Consider the following 24866-nt stretch of genomic DNA (forward strand, 5'->3'; position numbering starts at 1 on the left):
TAGGGCACGTCTGTCGAAAGGACGGCTGCATGCGTATTGTTTTTGCCGTGATGCCTTTCGCCGATGCGGGAAGGCCGTGTATCGGCGTCAGTCTGTTATCATCCGCGGCGCAAGAGGCGGGGCACGAGGCGCGGGTGGATTATTGCAATCTCGCGCTTGCCTCCACTTTGGGCCTGCCGCTTTATCAACGGATCGCCAGCGCCTGGCCGCCTGAAATGCTGGTGGGCGAATGGTTCTTTGCGGACGACGTTTTCGGCGGTGACATCCCCGACTCCCAAGACTATCTGAACGACGTCTTCCTGCCCAAACTCGGCGCGGACCCCGAGACTGTGTCCGATCTGCTTGAGGCGCGCACCCATCGCGATGCGTTCCTTGAGGCCTGCGTGGACAGGATCATGGCCGATGATCCTGATGTCGTGGGCTTCACATCCACCTTCCACCAGACCTGTCCCAGCCTTGCCGTCGCCAAGCGTCTCAAGGCCCTGCCCGACCCGCCGCTCGTGATCTTCGGCGGGGCGAACTGCGAGGGCGAGATGGGGCTGGCACTGATCCGGGCCATGCCGTGGATCGACTATATTTGTTCCGGTGAAAGTGACGTCAGCCTGCCACGCCTGCTGACCGCCATCGAGACTGGCGATGACAGCCCCGTGCCCGGGGTGCTGTCGCGCAGTCGGATGGACCGCGCCGTTCGCTCGGCCCCCGTGATGGACATGAACGCGCTGCCCCTGCCCGATTTTGCAGGGTATTTCGAAGGCATCAAAACATCCGAACTGAACCACCCGGAATTCGAACCACATCTGGTGATCGAGACGTCGCGCGGCTGCTGGTGGGGCGCAAAACACCATTGCACCTTTTGCGGCCTGAACGGCGACACCATGGCCTTTCGTTCCAAAACGGCCAAGCGCGCCTACGACGAGATCACGACGCTCGCGCGCACCTATGACGTGCCGCGGTTCGGCTGCGTCGACAACATTCTGGACATGACCTACGTGCGCGAATTGTTCCCTCTGCTCGCCGCGTCCGACATCACGTTCGACATTTTCTACGAGGTAAAGGCCAACCTGCGTTACGCCCAGCTTTCGGAAATGAAAGCGGGTGGGTTGACCCAGATTCAGCCGGGGATCGAGAGCTTTTCCGACAGTGTCCTGAAGCTGATGGAAAAAGGGTGCACCGGCTTTCAGAACATCCAGCTTTTGCGTTGGTGCGAAGAGATTGGCATCGACGCGGCGTGGAACCTTCTTGCCGGTTTTCCGGGCGAGGACCAGAAGGAATACGCGCGCATGGCGACCCTTTTGCCCAGCCTGTCACATCTGAAACCACCCTATTCCTGCGCGCGGCTGAGGCTGGACCGGTTCAGCCCGTTCCACAGCCGCGCCGATGATTTTGGCTTTGCCCGGATGCGCCCTGCGCAGGCCTATTTTTACGTCTTCCCGCTGGGCCGAAAGGACCTGTCCGAACTCGCCTATTATTTTGACTTCGACTACGAGGATGGGCGCAATCCCGACCTTTACGTCCGACCGGTTCAATCCGCGGTGACGGCGTGGTGGGCAGAATTCAATGGCGAAGACCGCGCGAGGCTGGACGCGCATTGCCTGTCCGACGGCAGCATCAAGATCGAGGACACCCGCGCCTGCACAACAAAGCCTGAACGCAGCCTATCCGGCCTCGCCGCACAGCTACTTGTGGCCTGCGACATCGCGGCAAAACCTGCGGCCCTTGCCAGCACCCTCGGCGAGACAGAAGCGGCTATTCAAGACGCGCTCGATACGCTCGTCGCCGACAAACTGATGGCCGAGGACGATGGCCGCTACCTCTCCTTGCCTGTTTTCCGCAAGCGCCCGCCCGACCTGACTGACGACGAAAGGACTGCCCATGCCGAGCTTTCAGCGACCAAGGATACTGGGGCACTACTCGATCTGGTCTGAGCCCCCGGACGCCTCGGGCGACGAGGTACTGCGCATCGCCTCGCCACAGCGTAAGATCAAGCTGAAGGGGCATTCCTTTCGCGAGTTCCAGCGACATGTGGTCCCTCTGCTTGACGGAAACCACCCGATCATCGAAATCCGTGAACGTACCTCCGATATTTTTGATGCCGACGATCTCGACGCGGCGCTAGCGACCCTCGGGCAGCAGGGCGTGCTGGTCGAGGGTGGAGACGTCAATGACGACCCCCGCGCGCCCCAAACCAACCTGTTCCATGACCTGCCAGGCGGTGCCGAGCTGTTGCAAAAGCGGCTCGAACAATCGACCGTCGCCATATTGGGACTTGGCGGTGCGGGCGCGACGACGGCCATGGGGCTGGCCTCTGCCGGCATTGGTCGGATGATCGCGATTGACCCGGGTGAGGTCACTCAATCGGACATCTACCTCAGCGCCGCGTACAGCCTGACAGATATCGGTCGCCCTCGAGCCGAGGCACTCGCCGACGCCCTCGCGGCCAAGGCACCGCAACTGGCCGTCGCACCGCTGACCAAACCGCTGGAAACCGAGGACGATATCCGCGCCGCAATTGACGGGGCCACATATGTGGTGTCCTGCCTTGATCCGGGACTGGTGAACCTCAGCTACAAGCTCAACAAGGTGTGCCTCGCCGACAAGCGCAGCTGGATATCGACGCAACAGGAAGGCGTCGAGACAATCGTGGGCCCCGGAGTGGTCCCGGACCACACCGCCTGCTTCATGTGCTACCGGATGCGCGCGATTGCCACGGCGGGCAATCCCGAGGCGGCCTTTGCCCACGAAAAGTATATGGACAAGGCGCAACAAGATGTGGGCGCTCAGCGCCAGTCGACCGTCTTTTCCGCAGGTCTTGCCGCGCATTACCTCGGGCTGGAGGTCCTTGCCACGCTTGCGGGATATACCGAACCTGCCCTCACTGGTCGGGTTCTCACAATCAATCTGGCGACACTGGAAACCCAGCGGCACATGGTTCTCAAAAAACCGTGGTGTCCGGCCTGTCACGGCACAGGTGGCAGTCATGAATCTTGAGCCATGGGACATTCTCGTCAGTCCGCATACCGGGCTGGTGACCAATCTCAGCCCGCAGCAACGCGGGCCAGAGGAACCCGCGCCGCCCTTTCTGTATACGGCGATGCTGGCACATTACGATTTCCGCAACGCCCACGCGGCGGACCGCATCAATGCCGGTAAGGGCCGAACGCGACGCGATGCCAAGCTGTCCGCTTTGGGCGAAGCGGTGGAGCGGTACTGCGCCTATCACTGGGATCATGATCGGGTCTTTGCCGCCCGGCTAAGCGATCTGTCGGGCCCCGTGATCACGCCTGATGAATTGGTGCTTTATGGCGAGGACCGGATGAATGCGCCCGGCTTTCCCTATAACCGTTGGGACCCTGATGCACCGATACATTGGGTGAGTGGCAAGCTGCTGCCTGATGGGCAACTGGTCACCCTGCCTGCAAGCATGGTTTACCTCACCCAACCGATCGCAGGTGCCGGGGATTTCTTTACACCCGCAACCTCCAACGGGCTGGCGGCGGGCGCGACCTTGGATGCCGCGATCCTCGGTGGGCTTAACGAGTTGATCGAACGCGACGCGCTGATCATCACCTGGGCAAACCGACTGCCCTGCACGCGGATCGACGTGCCCGAAGACGCAGGCGTGTCCGGTGACATCCTGCTGCGCTATCGGCTTATGAAATTGCAGGTGGAGCTGTTCCTGTTGCCCACCGACCAACCTCAAAGCGTTGTCCTTGCCATGGCCACGGATGAGAACCCGGCGCATCCGCACAAGGTGGTCGGCATGGGATGTCGGCTGGATCCATCAGCGGCTGTCGAACAGGCGCTGTTTGAACTGTGTCAGGCCCGCCCTTCGGAGATACAACGCTTCGCCGACCGGGATCAGACTCGTAGCTACGCCCGATATGAGGACATCGAAACGCTGGAAGATCATCCCGCATTCCACGCCTTGCCCGAACATGCCCATGAAACCGGATTTCTCAGGGCGGGCGGCAAAACCACCGCCCTGTTAGACATTCCGAGCGCGTCCACCGGTTCGGTCGAGGGTGATCTGGAGCGGACAATCGAGGGTCTGATCGCAGCCGGGTCGCGGGTCGCCGCCATCGATCTGACACTGCCCGATGTGGCGCAAGCGGGCTACCGCGTGGCCCGCACGCTCGCCACAGGGTTACAGCCAATACATTTCGGCTATCGCGAGGAACGCCTGGGCGGGCGCAGGCTGTTTGATTTGCCGGTGACATTGGGGCTGCGGGAGCAACCAGCGACGCCCGAAGAACTCAACCTCTGTCCACATCCGATGGCGTGATGCGATGATGATTCCCGCCAACGACCAGTCCAGCCTGTCCCTGCTCTACCATCTCAATTCCGAGCCGTGGCGAAATGATCAGGCCTATACGGCCGAACCCTATGTGCAGGAATTTCCTCTGCCCGACCCTTCTGGTCCACCGATCAATCTGCCCAAACCCAAGACAACCGCATTGTCACAGCTGATCGCCGGGCGACGCTCGGTGCGTGCGTTTTCTGGTGAGCCTTTGTCCTTGGATGCATTGTCCAGCGTTTTGCATGCTGCCTACGGGTTGGTTTCGGCTGACCCGCAAGACACCAACCTGTTGCCCTTGCGGCGGTCAGTGCCATCCGCAGGCGGGTCTTACGCGCTGGACGTCTATGTCTTTACCCAGTCGGTCAGCGGCATGGAGGACGGGCTTTATTTCTATGATGGACTGCGCGGTCGGATGCTGTTGCGAGAAACGCGCGATGGGTTCGAGGGGCTGGACCAGGTATTCTACACGCACGGCTTCGTCGCCAAGGCCAATGCCTTGGTTTGCCTCGCCGCGCGGTTCGAGCATTGCCAGAGCAAATACGGCCCGCGCGGCTATCGCTACATGCTGCTCGAAGCGGGTCACGCCGCGCAAAACATATGCCTGACCAGCGTCGATCTCGCGCTCGGCTCACTGGTCATGGGCGGCTATGTCGACAGCGCGCTGCTGCGTGAACTGAAGCTCGATCCACTCAAGGCCGGGGTCCTCTACTCGGTGGCGATTGGCCATCCTCAAGACCGATAGCTGCATTTGGGCGTGGCCCCTTGGCCTTTACGTCAGTCGTCAACGGCCTCATCACGCGTCATTACGATCTCACGTGCGATCTGCCACCGTCCGTCTTCAAAGACAAAGTCGATGCTGAGCGAGATAAGCTGATAGCGCCCCGTCGCGTCGTTCTTGCGGCTGATCACAATATGACCGTGCGTGTCATCAGCCTCGACAAGGTGATATTTGACCCACGGGCTATCGTCTTTGAGTGCGCCCATGTTGCCCCTGATGAACTCCATGAATCCGGTTTTATCGTTGCGTATCAGGGTGTTGTCATTCAACAGAACATAGGTCTGCATGTCTTGATGATAGAGGGCGTCCAGCACCTCGAACGAGTGGCCAGAGACCCCGTGGATCAAGCCATCCAGCGCCTCTTTTACCGCCGCTGCATTCGGGTGGGATTCAGTCATTGCCATTGCATTTCTCCTTTCAGGAGCGATTGGTATTTGGGGGGGAAGGTCGAAAATCATTCGACGGCGTAGTTGCTGAACATGTCCAACACGATCCGCCACGGCGCGTTCTCGTTTTCGCGCTCAAGAACGTAGATATACGTCCCCTCGAGTTGAAATCCCTGGCTTTCGACCGCAGCCCTGGTCACGCCCTTCATGACGGCCTGCGTGCCATCGTCAGAAATGAACAGATCCTCAATAGTGTGCGAAAGTTCGCCCTTGTTCTCGGCCATGAACGTGATCGTCTGACGCGGCACACCATCGCGCCCCTGCGCCGGTCGCGTTGCGGGCGCGATCCAATATGCTTCCTCGTGGTAGAGGTCGATCAGACCTGCAGCGTCATGTGTTGCGGCGAGTTCATTGAAACGTTCATTGAACGCTGTCAGGCTCTCACGCGTTTTGGCTTGCGCCTCTGTTTCTGCATAGATTGGCAATGCCATCGAAACAGTTACGGCACAGCTAGAGAGAGCGGATATCAAGCGCATGAGCTTGTCCTTTCGAGGTAGGTCATTGATTTTGAACGAGGGTTCTCGGCGCTATGCGGCCCGGGTCCCCCGAATTGGATAGTTGTTCTCGGGATTGCGGATAAAGCCAAGGCCACCCAGCAAGCTCTTTAGATCGGGTCGCGCAAATGGTGCGTTGGAAATGTCGGTGACTTGAACCTGCCCATCCGCATTCACGACAAAAAGGCCTGGTTCGGCAAATGGCCGGTCCGTTTCCTGCGCGGATCGGGGATCAGAGACGTAGAGCCCAAGCGCGTGCATTTGCGCGAGGCTCAAATCATACCCAACTGGATAGCTGGGCTCAACCAGTGCGATCTGATCACGCGCCTTGTCTTCCGGATCTGCCGAGACGGCCACGACATCCACGCCAAGCGCATGAAACTCGGGCAAGAGTGTTTCCAACTCCTTGAGATATCGCGTGCACAGCGGGCAATGCTTTCCCCGGTACACAACGACCATCTGCCAGTCACACCCGTTTTGGGGCGCGCCCAGTGTCAGGTGTCCGCCCCCAAGCCTAGCGACGTTTATCGCCGGGAACGTGGCCCCGGCCGGTATTTTTTGCGATTGCATTTTTGCCGTCCTTGTTTTTTGTAATGAACGTTATAGAATGAACATGCAGCTAATCGTCAAGGGCTTTTGTAATGAACGACACAAAAAAAGTTGGACGCCCCAAAGCGTTCGACCGGGACGAGGCGCTGGCCAAAGCCGTCGGCGTATTCTGGAAACAGGGCTACGAAGGCGCGTCGATGAAATTCCTGACGGGCGCGATGGGCATCAACAGCCCCAGCCTTTATGCGGAGTTCGGCGACAAACACGGGCTCTATCTTGAAGCGATCGACAGCTATGCCTCGAATGACGCCTGCGCCCCGCTGGTTGCATTGGAAAGCGAGCCGGACATTCGCAAGGCCGTCTATGCGTTCTTCTTGGCAGCGATTGACTATTCAACGCGCCACGACAGCGGCGCGACGGGCTGTTTTCTTGCGTCATGCGTGGCGACAAGCGCAGGTCACGTTGAGGGCACAGCAGAGCTGTTGCGCGATGCAATTGAGACAACCGACCAACGCATCGCAGCGCGCTTTGCCCATGAAATCGACAAAGGGTCGCTGCCACCCGACTTTCCATGCGCGGATCGTGCCAAGCTGCTCTTTGATCTTCGGCAAGGCATGGTGTTCCGTGCGCGTGCAGGTTTTTTGGACACTGAATTGTCCAAGGATGTTGAAAAATATGTCAGCGCCGTACTGGCATAGGCTGGTGCGTGTCGCCGCTCTGACCATTGACTTACACCCTCAGGCCCGTCCCAATCGCTTGTCCCGTGCAATCATCTGAGCGTCTCTCTTGACCGGATCGCCATATCCTCCGCCGCCGGGCGTTCTGACGCACACTCTGTCTCCGGGCGCGAGGGCGATGTCCTGTTCTTTGGACAGATGCTCAGGCGTGTAACTCTGATCGCCGCGTTTGATTTCGACCTCATTCACCGCCCCGTCCGAGCCACCCAATGCGCCTTGCGGGCCAAACCGCCCGTGATCCATCACGAAACTCGCCGTTGCCGCCCCACGACGCAGCTCGACCTCGTATTCCAGACCCAGACCACCCCGATACATACCAGCACCTCCGGACCCTTCGCGCATGGCATAGCGGTGATAGAGAACCGGGAAATTCTGCTCCATGATCTCAATCGGCGGTGCCTTTGAAATCCCGATGGTGGAGCACCCGTTTGTCATCCCGTCATGATCGGCATTGCCGCCATAACCCCCGCCAGAGAGCTGGTACATGACATAGTCGCGACCCGTCTCAGGGTCATATCCGCCCAAAGCGAAGTTTCCGCTCGTGCCCGCCGGCGCGGCTGTCACACGGTCGGGCAAAGGGGCCACCAGCGCGGCAAACACGGCCTCGGCAATCCGCTGCGAGACTTCGGCGGCACATCCCGAGACCGGGCGCGGATATTGCGCATCAAGGAACGTGGCTTCGGGCCGCAACACCTCCAGCGGGGCAAAGGCGCCTGCGCTGATCGGCACTTCGGGAAAGATATGGCGCATCGCCAGATAGACAGAAGACAGGGTTGTCGCCAGAACCGAATTCATCGGCCCCTTGCACGGCGGGCTGCTTTCGGAAAAGTCAAATTGCAGGTGCCCCGGCGTTTTGCGGATCAAAAGCCGGATGGCGAGCGGTTCGTTCACCACGCCATCGCTGTCGATCCACGCAGTCGAAGTGTAGGTGCCGTCAGGAATTCCGTCGATCAGCGTGCGCATCTGCGTCTCCGCCCGGCTGCGCAGTTCTGCAATCGCCTCCTGCACCACATCATCGCCGTAGCGGTCCAGCAGGGCATTCAACCGCTCCTCACCAACCGTCAAGGCCGCCGCCTGCGCTTTGACATCACCAATCCGCTGATCTGCGACCCGGATGTTCGAACAAATGATGCTGTAGATCTCCGGGTCGAGCACCCCCTCCTTGAACAGACGCACGGGCGGCAATCGCAGCCCCTCCTGCTCGACCGAAGTGGCAGAGGCGGAGAAGCCACCCGGAACGGCTCCGCCCGTGTCCGGCCAGTGACCGGTGTTGGACAGCCAGCAAAATATTTCGCCCTCGCGATAAAACGGCTTGGCAAAGCGTACATCCATCAGATGCGTACCGCCCAGATAGGGGTCGTTCACGATGTAAATGTCGTCCGGCTTCGGTGCTGCAACGGTACCTGCGGCGATCATTTCGATCAGCACGCGAGTCGAATACTGCATCGTGCCGACAAACACCGGCAACCCCCCGGCCCCTTGTGCAATCAGCGCGCCGTCAACGGCACTGTAGATGCCGTCCGACCGATCATTTGCCTCGGCTATGACCGGCGAAAAGGCGGCGCGGGAAAAGCTGAGGTCCATCTCATCGCAGACCTGTTGCAATCCGGCCTGAATGACCGACAGCGTGATGGGATCAATACTCATGCCGCGCCCCCGATGTGGATGATCAGATTGCCGTCCGCCCCGGACGTGACCGTATCGCCCGGAGGGATCAGCACGGTGCAATCGAGTTGTTCGACAATGGCAGGCCCGGCAAAGGATGTGTCTGCAGGCAGATGATCACGCCAGTAAACAGCCGTGTCATGCGCCGCGCCGTCAAAGACCACGGAACGACGGCCCGCCGGAGTGGCCGCGTCATGCCGACCGTCGGGGTCGATCAGACGCGACAGGTCCACCGGATCACGCACACCAATGACCGAGGTATTCACATTCACGATGCGCGCACGGATTTCCGGCAATTCAACCTTGAAGCGCTTCCAATAAACCTCCTCGAACCCTGCGCGCAGTTCGGACGCAGAAGGTGTCGCATGTCCAAGCGGCACGCGAACCACATGGCTTTGGCCCAGGAATTGCATATCAACGCTAAAGTCCTTGCGAATGTCTTGGATTGTGATGCTCTCCTTGGCCAATGCGGCTTCGCCTGCCGCAATCTGCTGGGCAAAGACATCATGGATGACGCTGACATCGTCCGATCCAAGCGGCTGATTGACGGTCTGGACGTAGTCATGGCGCAGATCAGCGACGACGCAGCCCAGCGCATTGGTCATGCCCGGTCGCGCCGGGATCAGCACACGGGGCACACCCAGTTCGCGCGCAAGGTCCGCCGCGTGCAATGGCCCCGCCCCACCAAAGGCAAACAGCGCGAAATCGCGCGGATCGGCCCCGAGCGAGAGAGAGACCATGCGGATGGCCCCAGCCATCTTGGCGTTGGCCACACGGATCACAGCCTCGGCGGCTTGCACCGCGTCAACGCCGAGTGGCGCGCCCAGCCTATCTGCAAAAATTTGCGCAATCTGATCTTGGCCAACACCGCCCGCGACCGCGTTCAGCTTGTCAGGATTCAGTCGCCCCAGCAGCATGTTGGCATCCGATATGGTGGGGTCCGTCCCGCCCTTGCCATAACAGATGGGGCCGGGATCAGCGCCTGCGCTTGCCGGTCCGACCTCTAGCAGGCCTGCCGCATTAACCGATGCAATGGATCCGCCGCCTGCCCCCACCGTGCGCACGTCGACCATGGGCACATGGATGGGCATGGCATATTCGATCTCGATCTCGTTTGAGATCGGCGGCGTACCATTGCGGATCAGCGCCACGTCCGTGGAGGTGCCCCCCATGTCATAGGTGAGCAGATTGTTTTCGCCCGCCCGCACACCGGTATAGGCCGCCGCCATGACGCCGGATGCGGGCCCGGACATCACCGTCTTGGCCGCCTCGCGCGCCACAAGCCGGGATGACACCATCCCTCCGTTGCCGTTCATCACCAGAACGTCGCCCTTGTATCCCCTACTGGCCAATTCGTCGCGCAACCGGGCTACATACCGTTCCAACAAGGGTTGGACCGAGGCGTTGACAGCCGCCGTCACCCCACGTTCGAACTCGCGGGTTTCCGACAGCAGGCTATGACCTGTGGTGATGTAACTGTTGGGCCAGATGTCCGACGCGATCTTTGCCGCGCGCAGCTCATGGGCGGGGTTGGCATAGGCATGCAGAAAGTGGATCACCAACGCTTCGCAACCCGCATCAAGCAGTGCCTGCAGGGCGTCGCGCAATGCGGCTTCATCCAGCGGCGTCAGAACGTTGCCACCGGCATCCATGCGCTCGGCCACTTCCAGGCGCAGATCACGCGGAATGATCGGAAAGAACTGTCCCTTCATCCCGTAAGGCTGCGGGCGGGTCCGCCGCCCAAGCTCCAGCACATCGCGGAAACCGGCTGTCGTGATCAGCCCGGTCTTTGACAGTTTGCGCTCAAGCACGGCGTTGGTGGTCGTGGTCGTGCCATGCACGATCAGATCGACGTCTGCCAAATCGATCTCGGCGATGGACAGCGCATTGATCACGCCAAAGGCCTGATTATCCAGTGTTGTAGGAGTCTTGGCGATGCGAATGCCACCGGACTCGCCATCAATCGTCACCAGATCGGTAAAGGTGCCGCCAACGTCCACGCCGATTATTCTGTCTCTGGCCACGCGGGGTGCCTCATGCAAACTCACTTGTATACCAATAAAGTCGCACAGAAACGAAGCTAGTCAACTGTAATGATGGTTTCAGCCGCAACCGGATTGCCGTCCACCACATAGGCGCGGTGATCATTGGTGTTCAGCGAAACGCGCAAGACGTGTTGGCCGGATGGCAAAGCACCAATGCTATAGCTGTCTCCAAAGACCCGGCCCAGCTTCATTCCGCCCAGGTAAATATGGCCATGCCCGGTGCCCGCGATATGATCGCCGTCCTGCATTGTTTCGGAAAAGGTAAAGTTGGCTGTCTCGATCCGTGCAGTCCAGCCGTTGTCAACTTGCTCGACGCTCAGGCTGAGGCTCGGATGTGGTGCATCGCTCACATCGTGCTGCATCGCGCCATGGCCCTTCGGCATATGCGCTTCCTTGCTGCCGGGTTCAAGCGCGGTGTAGCGGACTTTGATGTTGGTATTGCCCGCCTCGGCGAAGGTTAGCGTGATCGGGATCAAGGTGCCGTCCTCAAAGGCTGAGGATGCGTTGATCATGATATGCGCCGCGTCCGTCGCCAGGGAAGATGTGCCGGTCTGAATGGGCAAGCCACCTTCAGCGTTTTGCAATGTGACCGCGTACGAGGGACTGCTGACTGAGACCAGTTGATCCGGCGCGCCCTGATTGTCGATGGTCAGCACAGCCGCTGCACCATCGCCCATCGGGAACGCTCTGGACTGGGTGATCAGGAGATTTTGTGCAGGCGCGGTGAGCAACCCGCTGAACCAAAGTGCACACACGATCGCCGCAATCGCCACAAACAGAAAAGCCGCTTTCATCTATGGCACTCCCCACGCATCATGCCCGCGTGAGACTGAGGAACATCATCATAGTCGTCAAGCCAGCGTTGCTGTGGGGCGGTCCCGCAATGGCGCATGTCTCAGAGCAAGGCTTTGTCCTGCTTCTGCCTACCGGGGCCTATATCACCGCCGGGGTGGCCGTTGTCGCAATGACTGTGATCGCGTTGTTTGCGATGCCGCAAGCCGTGGTGACCGGACTGTTTTCAGCACGCGCACTAACGCCCCGCGACTTTGGCAAGTGGCCGGTCATCACCAGTCTGCTGTCCTTTTGCGTGATGTTCTTCGGCATCTATATCGGCATCTACGGGTCGCGCGATCCGCTGTCGAACCTGATGCCGTTGGGGTTTTGGACAATCGGCTGGATCGCGTTGGTCAGCCTCTCGGCCGTTTTTGGCAATCTCTGGACATGGATCAACCCGTGGACCGGCCTTTACCGCCTGTTGAACCTCAAGGAACCACCCATGCGGTTACCCGACCGCATCGGGCTTTGGCCTGCCACCGCAACCTTGGTTTGTTTTGCCGCATTCCTGTTGGCAGACCCGGCCCCGGACGATCCGACCCGATTGGCGCAACTGGTGGCGGGGTATTGGGGCGTCACCTTTGTCGGGCTGATCCTGTTTGGTCCCAGATGGTGCCACAGCGCCGAGTTGGGCCACGCCCTGTTTGCATCCTTTGCCAGCCTGACTGCGATCCGATTGCAGCACCCTGCCGGGATCGGCGGACCCGGCTGGCAGATTGCCCAAGCCCCGCCTCGGCCCGCTGCGGGCCTGTTCGCATTGACCCTGCTGGGTGTCGGCAGTTTTGACGGATTGAACGAGACATTCTGGTGGCTGGGCCAGATTGGGGTCAACCCGCTTGAGTTCCCCGGCCGCTCGGCGATCATCGGCGTGACGTTGATGGGGTTGATCACATCCATTCTGGGATTGATGGCAATATTTGCCCTGACAATCTGGGTGGGAATGGCGCTGGCCGGGGCGAAGACGCCGTTCGCGCAGGCCTATGGGTGGCTGGCGCTTTGTGTCCTTCCCATTGCGCTTGTCTATCACGTCGCACATTATCTGACCGCCTTCATGGTTGGCATCCAGTACACTATTGCAGCCCTCAGCGACCCATTTGCCACGGGCGCGGACTTTCTAGGGATACAGCCCTTTCGCGTGACGACCGGATTCTTCAACCGTATCGACACCGTGCGCCTGATCTGGATCACGCAGGCCGGGCTGGTTGTTGTGGGCCATGTGTGGTCGGTTCTGCTGGCACACCGGGTCGCCATCACGCTGTTTGGCGACCACCGTCGGGCGGTTATCGCCACCCTGCCCTTGTCGGTTTTCATGATCGGCTACACGTTTCTAGGCCTGTGGCTTTTGGCGGCTCCGAAAGGGGCATAAGCCGCCAGCTTCACGCCCATCGCCAGAATTTTCTGGACAAACTGCATGTATGCAAACAACATTTAACCAATTGCACAAAGGCCAAAGGGCCCATCCACAGGGAGAATTCAGATGACCAAGGCATTAAAAACAACCCGCCGGACCTTGCTAAAAGGGGCGGGCGCTGGTGGCCTCCTGGCGGCATCGCCATTGCTCGGGCGCTTTGCCAGCGCGCAGTCCGCAGCCCCGATCAAGATCGGTTTCCAGCAGCACTCGACCGGAATTGGCGCAGCCTACGGGCGCTGGTACGGGCGCACGACCGAAGCTGCACTGAAAATGATCAACGATGCAGGCGGCATCAACGGACGCCCGGTCGAGATCATCGCCGAAGATGACGGGACCGACCCCAAGCGCGGTGCCGAGGTTGTCGAAAAATTCTCAAACCAGCACGGTTGTGACGTCGCATATGGCACACTCTTCAGCCATGTCGTGATTGGCTCTGCCCCGGCGGCCGGGGAACAGAAAATCCCATATTTTGTGGTCTCCGAGGGGCATCACGTCGCATCAGGCGCGCTGAACCGCTACACGTTGCAGCCCGGCATTACGGATGTGAAAAGTCAGGTGCAGGCAATGGCGCCCTATGTGTCGGAGAATCTCGGCAAGAAGGTCACGATGATCTTCCCCGATTTCGCCTTTGGCCACGACCACCGCGATTTCTTTACCGCCGCGATCGAGGCGCAGGGCGGCGAGGTGCTGGAACATATCGCCGTGCCCCCATCCGAGACGTCGTTCACCAAATATTTCCCCAAGATCCCGCGCGAGACGGAGGTGCTATACCACGTCATGGTCGGCCCCGCCGTGCTGACCTTTGTCAAGGAGCTGGGTGAATTCTTTGGCCCATCCAGCCCTGCGATCTTTGGCTTTATCGACTCGCTTGAGGCGGTCGATCTGGCCTCGCCCGGTCTGGAATTCCTCGAAGGCACCTATTTCTGGGAAGGTAACCCGCGCTACGCACAGGCCGACCAGACCGAATACGACAAAGCCTATCGCGCCGCTGTTGGCGTCGATGAAAACGGGGCGTCGGTCTCAGACCCGAGCGATGTGTCGACCTACGCCCACATGTTTGGCTGCTGGGAGACATTGCACATCATCAAGGCGGGCATGGAAGCGGCAGATTACCAAGGCCCAGATGACCGTCAAAAGCTGATCGAAGCGGTCGAGGCGATGACCGACATGCCCGAAAGCATGGAACACCCGCAGGGGCCTAAACTGTTCAATGGCAAGACGCACCAGGTATTTGGCGTGCAATACATCTCGCGCGTCGAAAACGGGCGTCTGGTCAAGGTGCACACGACATCCATCGACGACACACTCTATCCAGATGAGGTCGACTATACGACGCAATCGTTCTGAGACCATGACATCACGGCCGGGGCACCGGTCCCGGCCTGACGAGTAAGGACTGAATGGAGTTCGGACCCCACCTCATGCTCGCCATCCTTGAGGGCGCTGTCGGCGCGTCGGTTCTGGCGCTGACGGCGCTTGGCCTGTCGCTGGTGTTTGGTGTGATGCGGGTGGTGAATGTCGCGCATGGCGAATTCTTTATGCTGGGTGCCGTGGTGGCGTGGTTTGTGGCCAATTCCATCGCAGGCCACCCGGCCATCGGCTTTTTGGCAGCCCTTGCGATTGCACCGCTGATAGCAGGGGCCGTGGCCATGCTGGTGGATCGGCTGATCCTCAAGAACGTCGCCTATGATCCCGAGGCAACCATCGTGGGCACTATCGGCGTGCTCTATATCCTTCAGCAATCCGCCCTGATGATCTACGGGCCAGAGGCCCGGCCGGTCGAGCCCCCCTTCAGCCACCGCATTGCGCTGCCTTGGGTGGAATGGGGCGAAAACGGATTGGCGTTTTTCTATCCATGGGGGCTGAGCATCACCAGTTACAAGCTGTTTGTGATCGTTGCTGCCATCGCCATCCTACTGGCCTTCTGGCTGGTCATGTCGCGCACCCGGCTGGGGCTAATCATGCGCGCAACACAAATGGACCGGGAAACAGCGCTGGCCTTTGGCATTCCGGTGCAGCGGGTCTATTCGATTGTGTTTGGCTTTGGCGCGGCGCTGGCGGCATTGGCGGCTGTACTGATCGTGCCAATCCAACAGGCGCACTATCTGATGGGCCATGATCCGCTGCTCTTGAGTTTCATCGTTGTGATCATCGGCGGGTTGGGGTCGGTACGCGGCACAATCGTCGCCGCCCTGTTGATCGGCATGTCGGACGGGATCATCTCGGTTTTCCTCAGCCCGACACTGTCCAAGATCATCGCGACATTGCTTGTCGCCCTCGTCCTCGTCTTCCGCCCGCAAGGGCTCTTTGGGAAAAAGATGGCATGAATCTTGATGCCCGATCCGTCGCCCTGCATCTGGGGCTGATCGCCGTGTTGATCGTGCTGGGCTTTGTGCTGCCGACCTATCATCAGGGGAACCTTGCGCGCATTCTGGTGCTCGCGACATATGCGGTCGGCTACAACGTGCTGTTTGGCTACACCGGACTGCTCAGCCTGGGACACGCGATGTTCTTTGCCGCTGGCATGTATGGTTGCGGGATGGCGATGCATCTGGGGGGTTTGACGGTCATACCAGCCTTTGTGATTGGCCTGATCTGTGCGGCTGCATTGTCAGCCGTTGTGGCACTGTTGGCCCTGCGCACCATCGGCGTCGCCTTCATGATCGTCACGTTGATGTTCGCGCAATCGGTCTATTTGACCGCATTGTACCTCGGGGAATGGACCGGCGGGGACGAAGGATTCGTGATCGCACAAGCCACCCGCCAGATCGCAGGCTACGCACTGACCGAACCGCTGACCCGCTATTTCGCGGCGCTGACCCTCTTTGCCGTCGCCCTGCTGATCACCGCGCGGATGATGCAGATGTCCTTTGGCCGTGTCCTCATCGGGGTGCGCGAAAACGAGGAACGCACGCGCATGCTGGGTTATGACGTGTTCCGCCACAAGTTGGGCGCAGTGATCATTTCCGGCACGATCGCTGGCGCGGCGGGGGCGGGATATGCCGTCCTGTTCGGCTATGTCGGTGCGACATTTGCGTCGGTGCAATACTCCATCTTTCCGCTGCTCTGGGTGCTGCTCGGGGGCATGGGTACCACGATTGGCCCGCTGATCGGCGTGGCGTTCATGTTCTACCTGATCGACTATGCCAGCGGGGTCACCAACGCCTATATGCTGATCGCGGGGGCCGCGCTTGTGCTGCTGACCCTGTTTGCGCGGGCCGGGATCGTCGGTGAAATCCGCAACCGTTGGGTGCCGTGGCTGCCATGATGCTGCTGGAAACCAAAGGTCTTACGCGTATCTACGGTGGCCTGCGGGCCGTCGACAAGGTGGATTACACCCTCGCCAAGGGAGAAATTCACGCGCTGATCGGGCCCAATGGAGCTGGCAAAAGCACCTTTGTCGGCATGGTGTCTGGCCGCATTCCGATCAGCGAGGGCGAGGTGTGGTTTGACGGTGAAAACGTCACCGCTCTGCCAGCCCATGCCCGCATCCAGCGCGGCATGGCCTATACGTTTCAGATCACCGCGATCTATGCCCGCCTCAACCTTTTCGACAATGTGGCGCTGGCCCTTGGGAAACGGGACAAAGCCACCGTACTTGCCGCACTCGACCGGGTCGGGCTGGCTGACCGCGCGTCACGGATCGCCGGGGATCTTGCCTATGGGCACCAGCGGCTGCTGGAAATCGCCATGGGCGTCGCCCAGAACCCGCGCCTGCTGATCCTTGATGAACCGACCCAGGGACTTGCCGAAGGCGAGATCGAAGACTTCAACGCGTTGATCAAAGAACTGGCCGGTGACACGACAATATTGCTGATCGAACACAATATGAGCGTCGTGATGGCGCTGTCCGATGAAATCACGGTGCTGGATACGGGCAGGATTCTCGCCCGCGGGACTCCGGACGAAATCCACGCCAATGCCGATGTGCAAAACGCCTATCTGGGGACCGGATGACGCTGAAACTTGATGGAATAAGCACCGGCTACGGGCAGGTTCAGGTCCTTTACGATCTATCGTTCGAGGCGCGCCCGGGTGAAGTGCTGTGCCTCTTGGGCCGCAATGGGGCAGGCAAAACCACGACGCTCAAGGCGATCATGGGGCTGCTGCCCTTGCAATCAGGCACCATCAGCCTTGATGGGCAAACCATCAGCACCCTTCCCGCCCACGAAGTGCCGCGCCAGGGCATCGCCTATGTCCCGCAAGGCAGGCGCCTGTTCAAGGAACTCACGGTAGCTGAAAACATCGACGTGGGGCTGATGACGCGTGGCAAATCCGCCGCCACCCGCGAACGTATCCTGACCATGTTCCCGCGCTTGCGCGAGCGGCTGACCCAGCAGGCCGAAACCCTGTCTGGCGGTGAGCAACAGATGCTGGCCACCGCCCGCGCGCTTTGTCTGGACCCTTCGGTCTTGCTGTTGGATGAACCGACCGAAGGCCTGCAACCCTCAATGATCGCGCTGATCACCGACACCGTCCGAACGATGCGGGATGAGGGCAAGGCGGTCATTCTGGTCGAACAACGGATCGAGGCGGTGCTGTCTCTGGCCGACCGAGTTGCGTTCATCGAAAACGGGCACGGGCGCGAAGTGGTCGAGACACAAACGCTGCGCGATGACCCCAGCTTGCTGCAAAAATACGTCGGCATCTGAGCCAAGGCGCAACTGACTGGGCCCCGTGGCGGGCCTCAGATCAACTTGGCCAATAGCGTTTCAAAAACCTCGATTTCCTCGGGCGTCAGACCCTCAACTGTCTCCAAACGCGCGGCCAACGCCTGATCCAGGCCGACCTCAAAGGCAGCGCGCCCCGCTTGCGTCAGATCAACCAGACGCAATCGCTGGTCGTTCTGATCGGCCGAGGACTGCACCAGCCCCTTGGTCCGCAGCCGTTCAACAACCCCTTTGATGGTCGCTGAATCCATCGCCGTCAGCCGCCCCAGCTTGTTTTGCGACAGCGCCCCGCACTCCCACAACCGCGCGAGCACGGCAAATTGCGTCGGCGTCAGCCCTTCGACATGTTTGGAAAAGATCGCCACATGGCGCTGGTTGGCGCGGCGCAGATTGTACCCAATCTGGTGGGACAGCTGATAAGGATCCGGTTTCTTCATTTCCTTGGACATAGCAAAGCATTGACAGTTTGCACGGCCTCCCGCAACATCTGCTTGTATACGAACAATTCTGCACGGCCATGACGGACAGACATCTGTATCAACGCCCAGACACTCTGAACGATGCGCTCGCTATACTGGCGTCGGGCAACTGGCAGGTTGCGGCGGGGTGCACCGATCTCTTTCCAGCCACGCAGCGCAAGGTGCTGGACGGCCCGACGCTGGACATCACCGGAATTGCCGATTTGCGCGGGATCACCCGAACGGATGCAGGGCTGCGGATCGGGGCGACGACAACGTGGTCGGACATCATCAACGCGGATTTGCCGGCCGCCTTTGACGGCTTGAAACTGGCCGCGCGCGAAGTGGGCGCGATACAAATCCAGAACCGGGGCACCTTGGCAGGCAATTTGTGCAATGCCTCGCCCGCAGCGGACGGCGTGCCGCCTTTGCTTGTACTGGATGCTCAGGTTGAAATCAGCAACCCCGAAGGCACCCGCCACCTGCCGCTTGCCACCTTCATCACGGGTCCAAGAAAGACGGCCCTGGCCCAAAATGAGCTTGTCAGCGCAATTCATATCCCGGCGGCGGCGATGGACGGTCGCAGCCATTTTCTGAAGCTTGGTGCACGAAAATACCTAGTGATCTCGGTCGCGATGACAGCGGCGCGTATCGCAGTAAAGGACGGCGTCGTGACCCAAGCCGCGCTGGCCATCGGGTCTTGCGGCCCGGTTGCAACGCGCCTGCCAGAGGTCGAGGCCCGCCTGATCGGCCAGCCCATCAGACCTGACCTGATCACCGACGCGTTGGTGGCCAAAGCCATCAATCCGATTGACGATATCCGGGCCGACAAATCCTACCGCAAGACCGGTGCGACCGAATTGCTGCGCCGCACCGTCGAGAGGCTGGCATGAAGGACCTCGCAAACGAGATTTCGCTGTCAATCGACGGCGACATTCACCGGGTGCAGACCCATCCGGGTCGTCGGCTGTCCGAAGTGTTGCGCGATGATCTGAACCTCAAAAGCGTCAAGATCGGCTGTGATGCCGGGGATTGCGGGGCCTGCACGGTGCTGATTGACGGCGCACAGCATTGCGCCTGTCTGACGCCCGCCATTCAGGCCGACGGACGCCAGATTGAAACGCTGGAAACAGCGGAACCACAGCTTGCGAAACGTCTGCAGACCGCCTTTCTCAACCATGGTGCTGCGCAATGTGGCATTTGCACGCCCGGCATCATGATGGCCGCAATGGAGTTGCTTCGCGCGACCCCGCATCCCGACGAGGCGCAGGTGCAAACCGCCCTCGGCGGTGTGCTGTGCCGTTGCACCGGCTATCGCAAGATCATTGATGCGGTCATGGCCGCCAACCAAGACGGAAGCGCCCTACGCATTCCAGACCAAGGCCCGGTCGTCGGCCAATCCATCCCACGCCTTGACGGGCAGGCCAAGGTCGATGGAACCGAAGTGTTTGGTGCGGATTTCACGCGCGACGGGTCTTTATTGATCCGGGCGGTGCGCTCTCCACATTATCACGCTGACTTTGCCTTGGGCGACACTGCCGTGTGGGCATCCCAGCATCCGGCCGTTCTGGCCGTGATCACGGTGCGTGACATTGCGGGCGAGAACGCCTACGGGGTCATCCCGCCGCTTGCCGACCAACCCGCACTGGCAGATGGCACCGTGCGTTTCCTCGGTGAACCGGTCGCTCTAATCGTGGGCGAACCGAGCGACGTCGAGGCGTTGGATCTGTCCGATTTTCCGGTGTCGTGGACGCCGAAACCTCATCTCCTCACTGTGGAAGATACAGGCGACGACGCACCGCTTGTGCACGACAACCGCCCCGAAAACACGCTCATCCGTGGCAGGGTAGCCTGCGGCGCCCCGGATGAGGCGCTGTCAGATGCGGCACATGTGGTGACTGGCCGGTTTGAAACCTCTTACGTCGAGCACGCCTATATCGAACCCGAGGCCGGTGCCGCGTGGATGGACGGCGACGTGCTGACCATTCAGGCCTGCACCCAAGCGCCCGTGATGGACCAAGAAGAAACCGCCAAGGTTCTGGGCCTGCCGCGCGACAAGGTGCGCATCATCCCGTCCGTTGCGGGCGGTGGTTTCGGCGCCAAGCTGGACCTGACCTTGCAACCCTTGCTGGGGCTCGGCGTGCTCAAGACCGGGCGGCCGTGCCATATGGTGTTCAGCCGCACGGAATCCATGCAGGCCAGCACCAAACGCCACCCCGGCACGATGGAGGCCAGCATTGGCGCCGATGCAGACGGTCGCGTGACGGCCATGGTGTTCCACGGCGATTTCAACACCGGTGCCTATGCCAGTTGGGGCCCAACAGTGGCGACCCGCGTGCCCGTGCATGCCTCCGGGCCGTACCTCACACCCAACTACCGCGCGACCAGCCGCGCCATCCACACCAATGGTCCGACAGCAGGCGCCTTCCGTGGCTTTGGTGTGCCGCAGGCCGCGATCACGCAGGAACTGCTTTATGATGAACTCGCGAACAAATGCGGGATGGACAGGCTGGCCTTTCGGCGGCTGAACGCGCTGGCGGATGGTGACAAAACGCCCTTTGGGCAGGTCCTGCAGGCTGTTGGTTTGCAGGAATGTCTCGACGCGCTTGCGCCACATTGGGCGCGGGCCGAGGCCGCTGCTGCAGAATTCAACGCAACGCACGAAGATCGCAAGCGCGGGATCGGCGTGGCCTCATGCTGGTACGGCTGCGGCAACACGGCTCTACCTAACCCCTCGACCGTCCGCCTAGGCATCACACCAAACGGGCAACTGAAACTGCACCAGGGGGCGACGGATGTCGGCCAGGGGGCGAACACGGTGATAGCCCAGATCGCTGCCGACGCATTGGGCATCGGGATTGATCATGTGGACCTGATTGGCCCGGATACCGGCCTCACCCCGGACTGTGGCAAGACATCCGCCTCGCGCCAGACGTTCATCACGGGCAGGGCCGCAGAGGCCGCAGGGCGGGCACTGCGCGCCGCCATTTTGCGGCTCACCAACCTGAGCGATTTGACGGAACTGACCCTCGAAACAGGCCAATTGATCGCTCACCAAGGCACGCAAAAGCGGGTCATCGACCTGACCGGACTGGCACAGGATGCGCATGGCTATGTGCTCTGCGCCGAGGAAACCTATGACCCCCCAACAACGGCGCTGGACGAAAACGGGCAAGGCACACCCTACGCCGTCTATGGCTACGGCGCACAAATCGCCGAGGTCGAAGTGGACCTGAAACTGGGCACCACCAAAGTGCTGCACATGACAGCCGCCCATGATGTGGGCCGCGCGATCAACCCCCTCCTCGCCGAAGGGCAAATCGAGGGGGGCATTGCCCAGGGGCTGGGGCTGGCATTGATGGAGGAATACCTACCCGGAAAGACCGAGGACCTGCACAATTACCTGATCCCGACCATCGGCGACATGCCCCCGGTCCACTCGATCCTCATCGAAAAGCCTGACCCCGAAGGGCCCATGGGGGCCAAGGGACTGGGCGAGCATGTCTTGATCCCCACGGCCCCCGCGATCCTGAACGCAATCCGAGATGCGTGCGGCGCCAAGATCACGCATTTGCCCGCCCTGCCCCACCGGGTGATGGCCGCGATGAAGGCGGCCACATGACCCGACCCGAGAAAATCCGCTGCGATGCCTGCCCGGTCATGTGCTATATCGCCGAAGGCAAAGTGGGGGCCTGCGATCGCTATGCCAACATAGATGGCAAGATCATCCGCTGCGATCCGCTGACCATTCTGGACCGGCGCATTGCCAAGGGCGACGAAATCAAACCCTTCCTTTCCGCCGATTGGGATGGGCAAAGCGCAACCGGAAACGAGGTCATCGTGTCCGCCATCGGCGCCGGCACGACCTATCCCGACTACAAACCCGCACCCTTTATCGTCAGCCGCGAGATCGAGGGCGTCGATTGCGTTACCGTGGTGACCGAGGCCATTTTTTCCTATTGCGGCGTCAAAGTGAAGATCGACACAGACCGACACTTGGGAAAAGAGGCCAGCCCCGTGCGCGCCAACGGCGAGGTGATCGGCCATGTGATGACCTCGGAATATGGCTCTCAAATGCTGTCTTTGGGCGGCGTCGACCACCTCACAGGCGGCAGCAAGGCCGAGGGGCGCGTGACCTGCGACGCGCTTTTGCGCCTGTGCAACAAGGAAGCGGTTGAGCTGACAGTAGATGGCGGTTCAAGCGTCATCGTGCAGGCCGGGCAGCCACCCATCGTCGATGGCGAGGCCGAGGATCGGATGCGCGTTGGCTGCGGCTCGGCCACGATCGGGATGTTCGCCTCGCAATGGCAGGGGCTGGTGGACGAGGTGGTCGTGGTCGATGACCACATCACCGGGGTCGTGTCCGAACATCAGGCGGGCAAAGTCATTGATTGGCCCGCCAGCGGCATTCGCATTCTGGGCCGCCGATCCACGCCGGGGCGCTATTTCAAAGTGGCCGGGCCCGGCCAGGGTTGGGGCGGCACGGATATTGACGACCCGCTTACCATTCTGGGCCCATGGCGCCCCGAAAAAGGGGCACGGCCCGGCCTGCGGCTTCTCATGGTGTCAACCACCGGCCAACACGCAGGCTATTACGTTCTGAACAGGGCGCTGGAACCCGTGGCAGAAGAGATGCCGGATGAACTGCGCGCCTCCGTCCGCCTAATTGAACAGAACTGCGAACCGGCCCTTTGCACCGTGCTGTTCATGGGCGGCGCGGGGGGGTCGCTCCGCTCTGGCGTGACCCAGAACCCGATCCGCTTGACCCAATCGGTCAAGGACAACGAAACCAATGTCACCATTGGCGGCGCACATGCCTACCGTTGGCCCGGCGGCGGCATCACCGTCATGGTGGATGTGACCGAAGTGCCGGATGGCGCCTTTGGCTATGTGCCCACACCTGCGCTGGTCGCCCCGCTGGAATTCACCATGGCGCGCGCCGCCTATGAAACCTTGGGCGGGCATGCCGCACAAATCCGCGACCTCGATGACGTATTGGAAACCGGGGGCGAATATGGTGCAGACGCCCGCATCATCGGCGCTTTGGAATGAGTATGGGGCCACAAGCCGCGCTGCTGGCAGGGGATCGGCTGCATCTGCATCACGGCCCGATTGACCTGATCATCGGTGTCGACGGACCAGAGCGGCAAAGCTGCTACCGTGCGGCCACCGACAGGTTTCAGACCGTTCTGGATGGGCTGGTGTCCGAGCTTGCGGACTTGCGGCAACCGCTTGCGGCAACAACCCATTTTTCCAATCCAATCGCACATCGGATGATGCGCGCGGTCCAACCTATTGATGGCGTCTTTGTCACGCCCATGGCGGCGGTCGCCGGTGCCGTGGCGGATGAGGTACTGGCCGCCATGCTGAAACACCACCAGCCGCCAAAGGCCTACGTCAACAATGGTGGAGACATCGCGTTGCATCTGACGGGATCCGCAACCTTCACCGTGCTCGGGCCTGCAGGCGAGATAACGGTCAAAGCCACCGACCCGGTGCGCGGCATTGCCACGTCCGGCTGGCGCGGGCGCAGCCATTCGCGCGGCATCGCTGATGCTGTGACCGTGCTGGCCCGCTCAGCCGCAGCAGCCGACGCCGCCGCGACGCTGATTGCCAACGCCGTGGACCTGCCCGGACACCCCCACGTGACACGACAACCCGCATCAGACATGAACCCCGACAGCGATTTGGGCGAGCGCCTCGTCACCACAGATGTCGGTACCCTGTCAGCCACCGACATCCGCGACGCGCTGCAAAACGGACGCATATTCGCCGATCCGCTGATCAAAGCGGGCCATATTCTGGATGTGGTTCTCGCACTCCAGGGTCAGACGGAAACACTCCAAGCCCCCCAGATAGGAGCCTACGCGCATGCCTGAATTTATCATTCGCAAGACGCAGTTGATCATCGAAGAGGTGCATCATGATGGCGGGCCAAAGCCGGAAATCCCACGGATGCTGGGCGCAATCCTCGCCTGCGTCCGCAACCCGTTCGCGGGCCAGTACGAGGCCAATCTGCAACCAGCCATGGACGACCTCAAACCTCTCGGGGCATTGATGAGCGCGCGTTTGATCACCGCCCTCGGCGGCAAGGACAAGGTCGACGGCTATGGCAAAGGGGCCATCGTCGGCGAAGCGGGCGAGTTGGAACACGCCGCGCTGTGGCACGCGCCCGGCGGTTACGCGATGCGAGGGGAACTCAACGATTCCAATGCCATCGTGCCCTCCTGTATGAAACGCGGCGGGGTCGGCAGCAGGCTCGACATCCCGCTCGGCCACATCAACGCCGCCTATGTGCGCAGCCATTTCGACGGGATCGAGATTGGCCTGCCCGATGGCCCGAAGGCAGACGAGATTGTCTTTGGTCTCGCCATGTCATGCGGCGGCCGGGTGCACAGCCGCATGGGCGGACTGGAGGTCAGCGAAGTCAAAGGTGAGGATGGGCTGCGATAGAGGTCTCAGACCGCGCGGTGTGAAAGTCG

At 60.8% G+C, this 24866-nt stretch carries 23 protein-coding genes; 16 read left to right on the forward strand and 7 right to left on the reverse strand.

Annotation, left to right across the window (positions count from 1 at the left end; translation table 11 throughout):
* Positions 1-29: 29 nt before the first annotated feature.
* The 4 genes from Q1A89_RS09005 to Q1A89_RS09020 are packed head-to-tail and all read left to right on the forward strand — an operon-like array spanning position 30 to position 5039.
* A complete protein-coding gene (locus Q1A89_RS09005) occupies positions 30-1925 on the forward strand; it encodes a RiPP maturation radical SAM C-methyltransferase (RefSeq protein ID WP_299726510.1) in 1896 nt (631 codons plus the stop codon).
* Positions 1873-2988, forward strand: a complete 1116-nt coding sequence (locus Q1A89_RS09010) for a TOMM precursor leader peptide-binding protein (RefSeq protein WP_299726512.1) — start codon at positions 1873-1875, stop codon at positions 2986-2988. The genes Q1A89_RS09005 and Q1A89_RS09010 overlap by 53 nt, the downstream gene beginning before the upstream one ends.
* Positions 2978-4282 (forward strand): YcaO-like family protein, encoded by a 1305-nt coding sequence (locus Q1A89_RS09015; protein ID WP_299726515.1) that lies wholly within the window; start codon positions 2978-2980, stop codon positions 4280-4282. The genes Q1A89_RS09010 and Q1A89_RS09015 overlap by 11 nt, the downstream gene beginning before the upstream one ends.
* 4 nt (positions 4283-4286) lie before the next feature.
* Positions 4287-5039 (forward strand): SagB/ThcOx family dehydrogenase, encoded by a 753-nt coding sequence (locus Q1A89_RS09020; protein ID WP_299726518.1) that lies wholly within the window; start codon positions 4287-4289, stop codon positions 5037-5039.
* Positions 5040-5071: 32 nt separating this feature from the next.
* Here the strand turns inward: Q1A89_RS09020 and Q1A89_RS09025 are convergent, their stop codons facing one another.
* The 3 genes from Q1A89_RS09025 to Q1A89_RS09035 form a co-directional block, all read right to left on the reverse strand.
* Complete coding sequence (locus tag Q1A89_RS09025) at positions 5072-5479, reverse strand: hypothetical protein (RefSeq protein WP_299726521.1); 408 nt, start codon at positions 5477-5479, stop codon at positions 5072-5074.
* A 50-nt stretch (positions 5480-5529) separates the two neighbouring features.
* Positions 5530-5952, reverse strand: a complete 423-nt coding sequence (locus tag Q1A89_RS09030; protein ID WP_299726524.1) for a nuclear transport factor 2 family protein — start codon at positions 5950-5952, stop codon at positions 5530-5532.
* A gap of 96 nt (positions 5953-6048) precedes the next feature.
* Complete coding sequence (locus tag Q1A89_RS09035; protein WP_299726527.1) at positions 6049-6585, reverse strand: peroxiredoxin-like family protein; 537 nt, start codon at positions 6583-6585, stop codon at positions 6049-6051.
* Between the two features lie 71 nt (positions 6586-6656).
* Here Q1A89_RS09035 and Q1A89_RS09040 point away from each other — a divergent pair, with 71 nt between their 5' ends.
* Positions 6657-7262, forward strand: coding sequence for a TetR/AcrR family transcriptional regulator (locus tag Q1A89_RS09040; protein ID WP_299726530.1), 606 nt, complete (start codon positions 6657-6659; stop codon positions 7260-7262).
* Between the two features lie 39 nt (positions 7263-7301).
* On the opposite strand, the gene Q1A89_RS09045 is transcribed toward Q1A89_RS09040, so the two are convergent.
* Genes Q1A89_RS09045 through Q1A89_RS09055 form a run of 3 tightly spaced genes read right to left on the reverse strand, consistent with a single transcriptional unit; the run spans position 7302 to position 11805 of the window.
* Positions 7302-8948: a hydantoinase B/oxoprolinase family protein gene (locus Q1A89_RS09045; RefSeq protein WP_299726534.1), complete on the reverse strand. Its 1647-nt coding sequence runs from the start codon at positions 8946-8948 to the stop codon at positions 7302-7304.
* Entirely contained in the window at positions 8945-10990 is a 2046-nt protein-coding gene (locus tag Q1A89_RS09050; protein WP_299726537.1) for a hydantoinase/oxoprolinase family protein, read from the reverse strand. The genes Q1A89_RS09045 and Q1A89_RS09050 overlap by 4 nt, the downstream gene beginning before the upstream one ends.
* A 56-nt stretch (positions 10991-11046) precedes the next feature.
* Positions 11047-11805, reverse strand: coding sequence for a hypothetical protein (locus tag Q1A89_RS09055; protein WP_299726540.1), 759 nt, complete (start codon positions 11803-11805; stop codon positions 11047-11049).
* Positions 11806-11894: 89 nt separating this feature from the next.
* Between Q1A89_RS09055 and Q1A89_RS09060 the strand changes: the two genes are divergently transcribed.
* From Q1A89_RS09060 to Q1A89_RS09085, 6 genes are all read left to right on the forward strand, one after another.
* Positions 11895-13211, forward strand: a complete 1317-nt coding sequence (locus Q1A89_RS09060) for a hypothetical protein (protein WP_299726542.1) — start codon at positions 11895-11897, stop codon at positions 13209-13211.
* A 111-nt stretch (positions 13212-13322) separates the two neighbouring features.
* A complete protein-coding gene (locus Q1A89_RS09065; RefSeq protein WP_299726544.1) occupies positions 13323-14603 on the forward strand; it encodes an ABC transporter substrate-binding protein in 1281 nt (426 codons plus the stop codon).
* A gap of 53 nt (positions 14604-14656) precedes the next feature.
* Entirely contained in the window at positions 14657-15583 is a 927-nt protein-coding gene (locus tag Q1A89_RS09070) for a branched-chain amino acid ABC transporter permease (RefSeq protein ID WP_299726546.1), read from the forward strand.
* Positions 15580-16524: a branched-chain amino acid ABC transporter permease gene (locus tag Q1A89_RS09075; protein WP_299726548.1), complete on the forward strand. Its 945-nt coding sequence runs from the start codon at positions 15580-15582 to the stop codon at positions 16522-16524. Before Q1A89_RS09070 ends, Q1A89_RS09075 begins: the two co-directional genes overlap by 4 nt.
* Entirely contained in the window at positions 16521-17213 is a 693-nt protein-coding gene (locus Q1A89_RS09080) for an ABC transporter ATP-binding protein (protein WP_299726551.1), read from the forward strand. Before Q1A89_RS09075 ends, Q1A89_RS09080 begins: the two co-directional genes overlap by 4 nt.
* Positions 17210-17908: an ABC transporter ATP-binding protein gene (locus tag Q1A89_RS09085; RefSeq protein ID WP_299726554.1), complete on the forward strand. Its 699-nt coding sequence runs from the start codon at positions 17210-17212 to the stop codon at positions 17906-17908. The genes Q1A89_RS09080 and Q1A89_RS09085 overlap by 4 nt, the downstream gene beginning before the upstream one ends.
* Before the next feature lie 35 nt (positions 17909-17943).
* Here Q1A89_RS09085 and Q1A89_RS09090 read toward each other — a convergent pair whose 3' ends face one another.
* The gene (locus Q1A89_RS09090; protein ID WP_299726557.1) at positions 17944-18375 is read right to left on the reverse strand and encodes a MarR family transcriptional regulator; all 432 of its coding nucleotides are present in this window, start codon (positions 18373-18375) and stop codon (positions 17944-17946) included.
* Between the two features lie 68 nt (positions 18376-18443).
* Between Q1A89_RS09090 and Q1A89_RS09095 the strand changes: the two genes are divergently transcribed.
* From Q1A89_RS09095 to Q1A89_RS09115, 5 genes are read left to right on the forward strand one after another with little or no spacing between them, the layout of a single operon-like run.
* The gene (locus tag Q1A89_RS09095) at positions 18444-19277 is read left to right on the forward strand and encodes a xanthine dehydrogenase family protein subunit M (protein WP_299726560.1); all 834 of its coding nucleotides are present in this window, start codon (positions 18444-18446) and stop codon (positions 19275-19277) included.
* Positions 19274-22006 (forward strand): molybdopterin-dependent oxidoreductase, encoded by a 2733-nt coding sequence (locus Q1A89_RS09100; RefSeq protein ID WP_299726563.1) that lies wholly within the window; start codon positions 19274-19276, stop codon positions 22004-22006. Before Q1A89_RS09095 ends, Q1A89_RS09100 begins: the two co-directional genes overlap by 4 nt.
* Entirely contained in the window at positions 22003-23436 is a 1434-nt protein-coding gene (locus Q1A89_RS09105) for a 6-hydroxynicotinate reductase (protein WP_299726566.1), read from the forward strand. The genes Q1A89_RS09100 and Q1A89_RS09105 overlap by 4 nt, the downstream gene beginning before the upstream one ends.
* Positions 23433-24263, forward strand: coding sequence for a UPF0280 family protein (locus Q1A89_RS09110; protein WP_299726569.1), 831 nt, complete (start codon positions 23433-23435; stop codon positions 24261-24263). Before Q1A89_RS09105 ends, Q1A89_RS09110 begins: the two co-directional genes overlap by 4 nt.
* Complete coding sequence (locus Q1A89_RS09115; protein ID WP_299726572.1) at positions 24256-24837, forward strand: amino acid synthesis family protein; 582 nt, start codon at positions 24256-24258, stop codon at positions 24835-24837. Before Q1A89_RS09110 ends, Q1A89_RS09115 begins: the two co-directional genes overlap by 8 nt.
* Positions 24838-24866: the final 29 nt, after the last annotated feature.

Source organism: uncultured Tateyamaria sp. (assembly GCF_947503045.1).
Taxonomy (GTDB): Bacteria; Pseudomonadota; Alphaproteobacteria; order Rhodobacterales; family Rhodobacteraceae; genus Tateyamaria.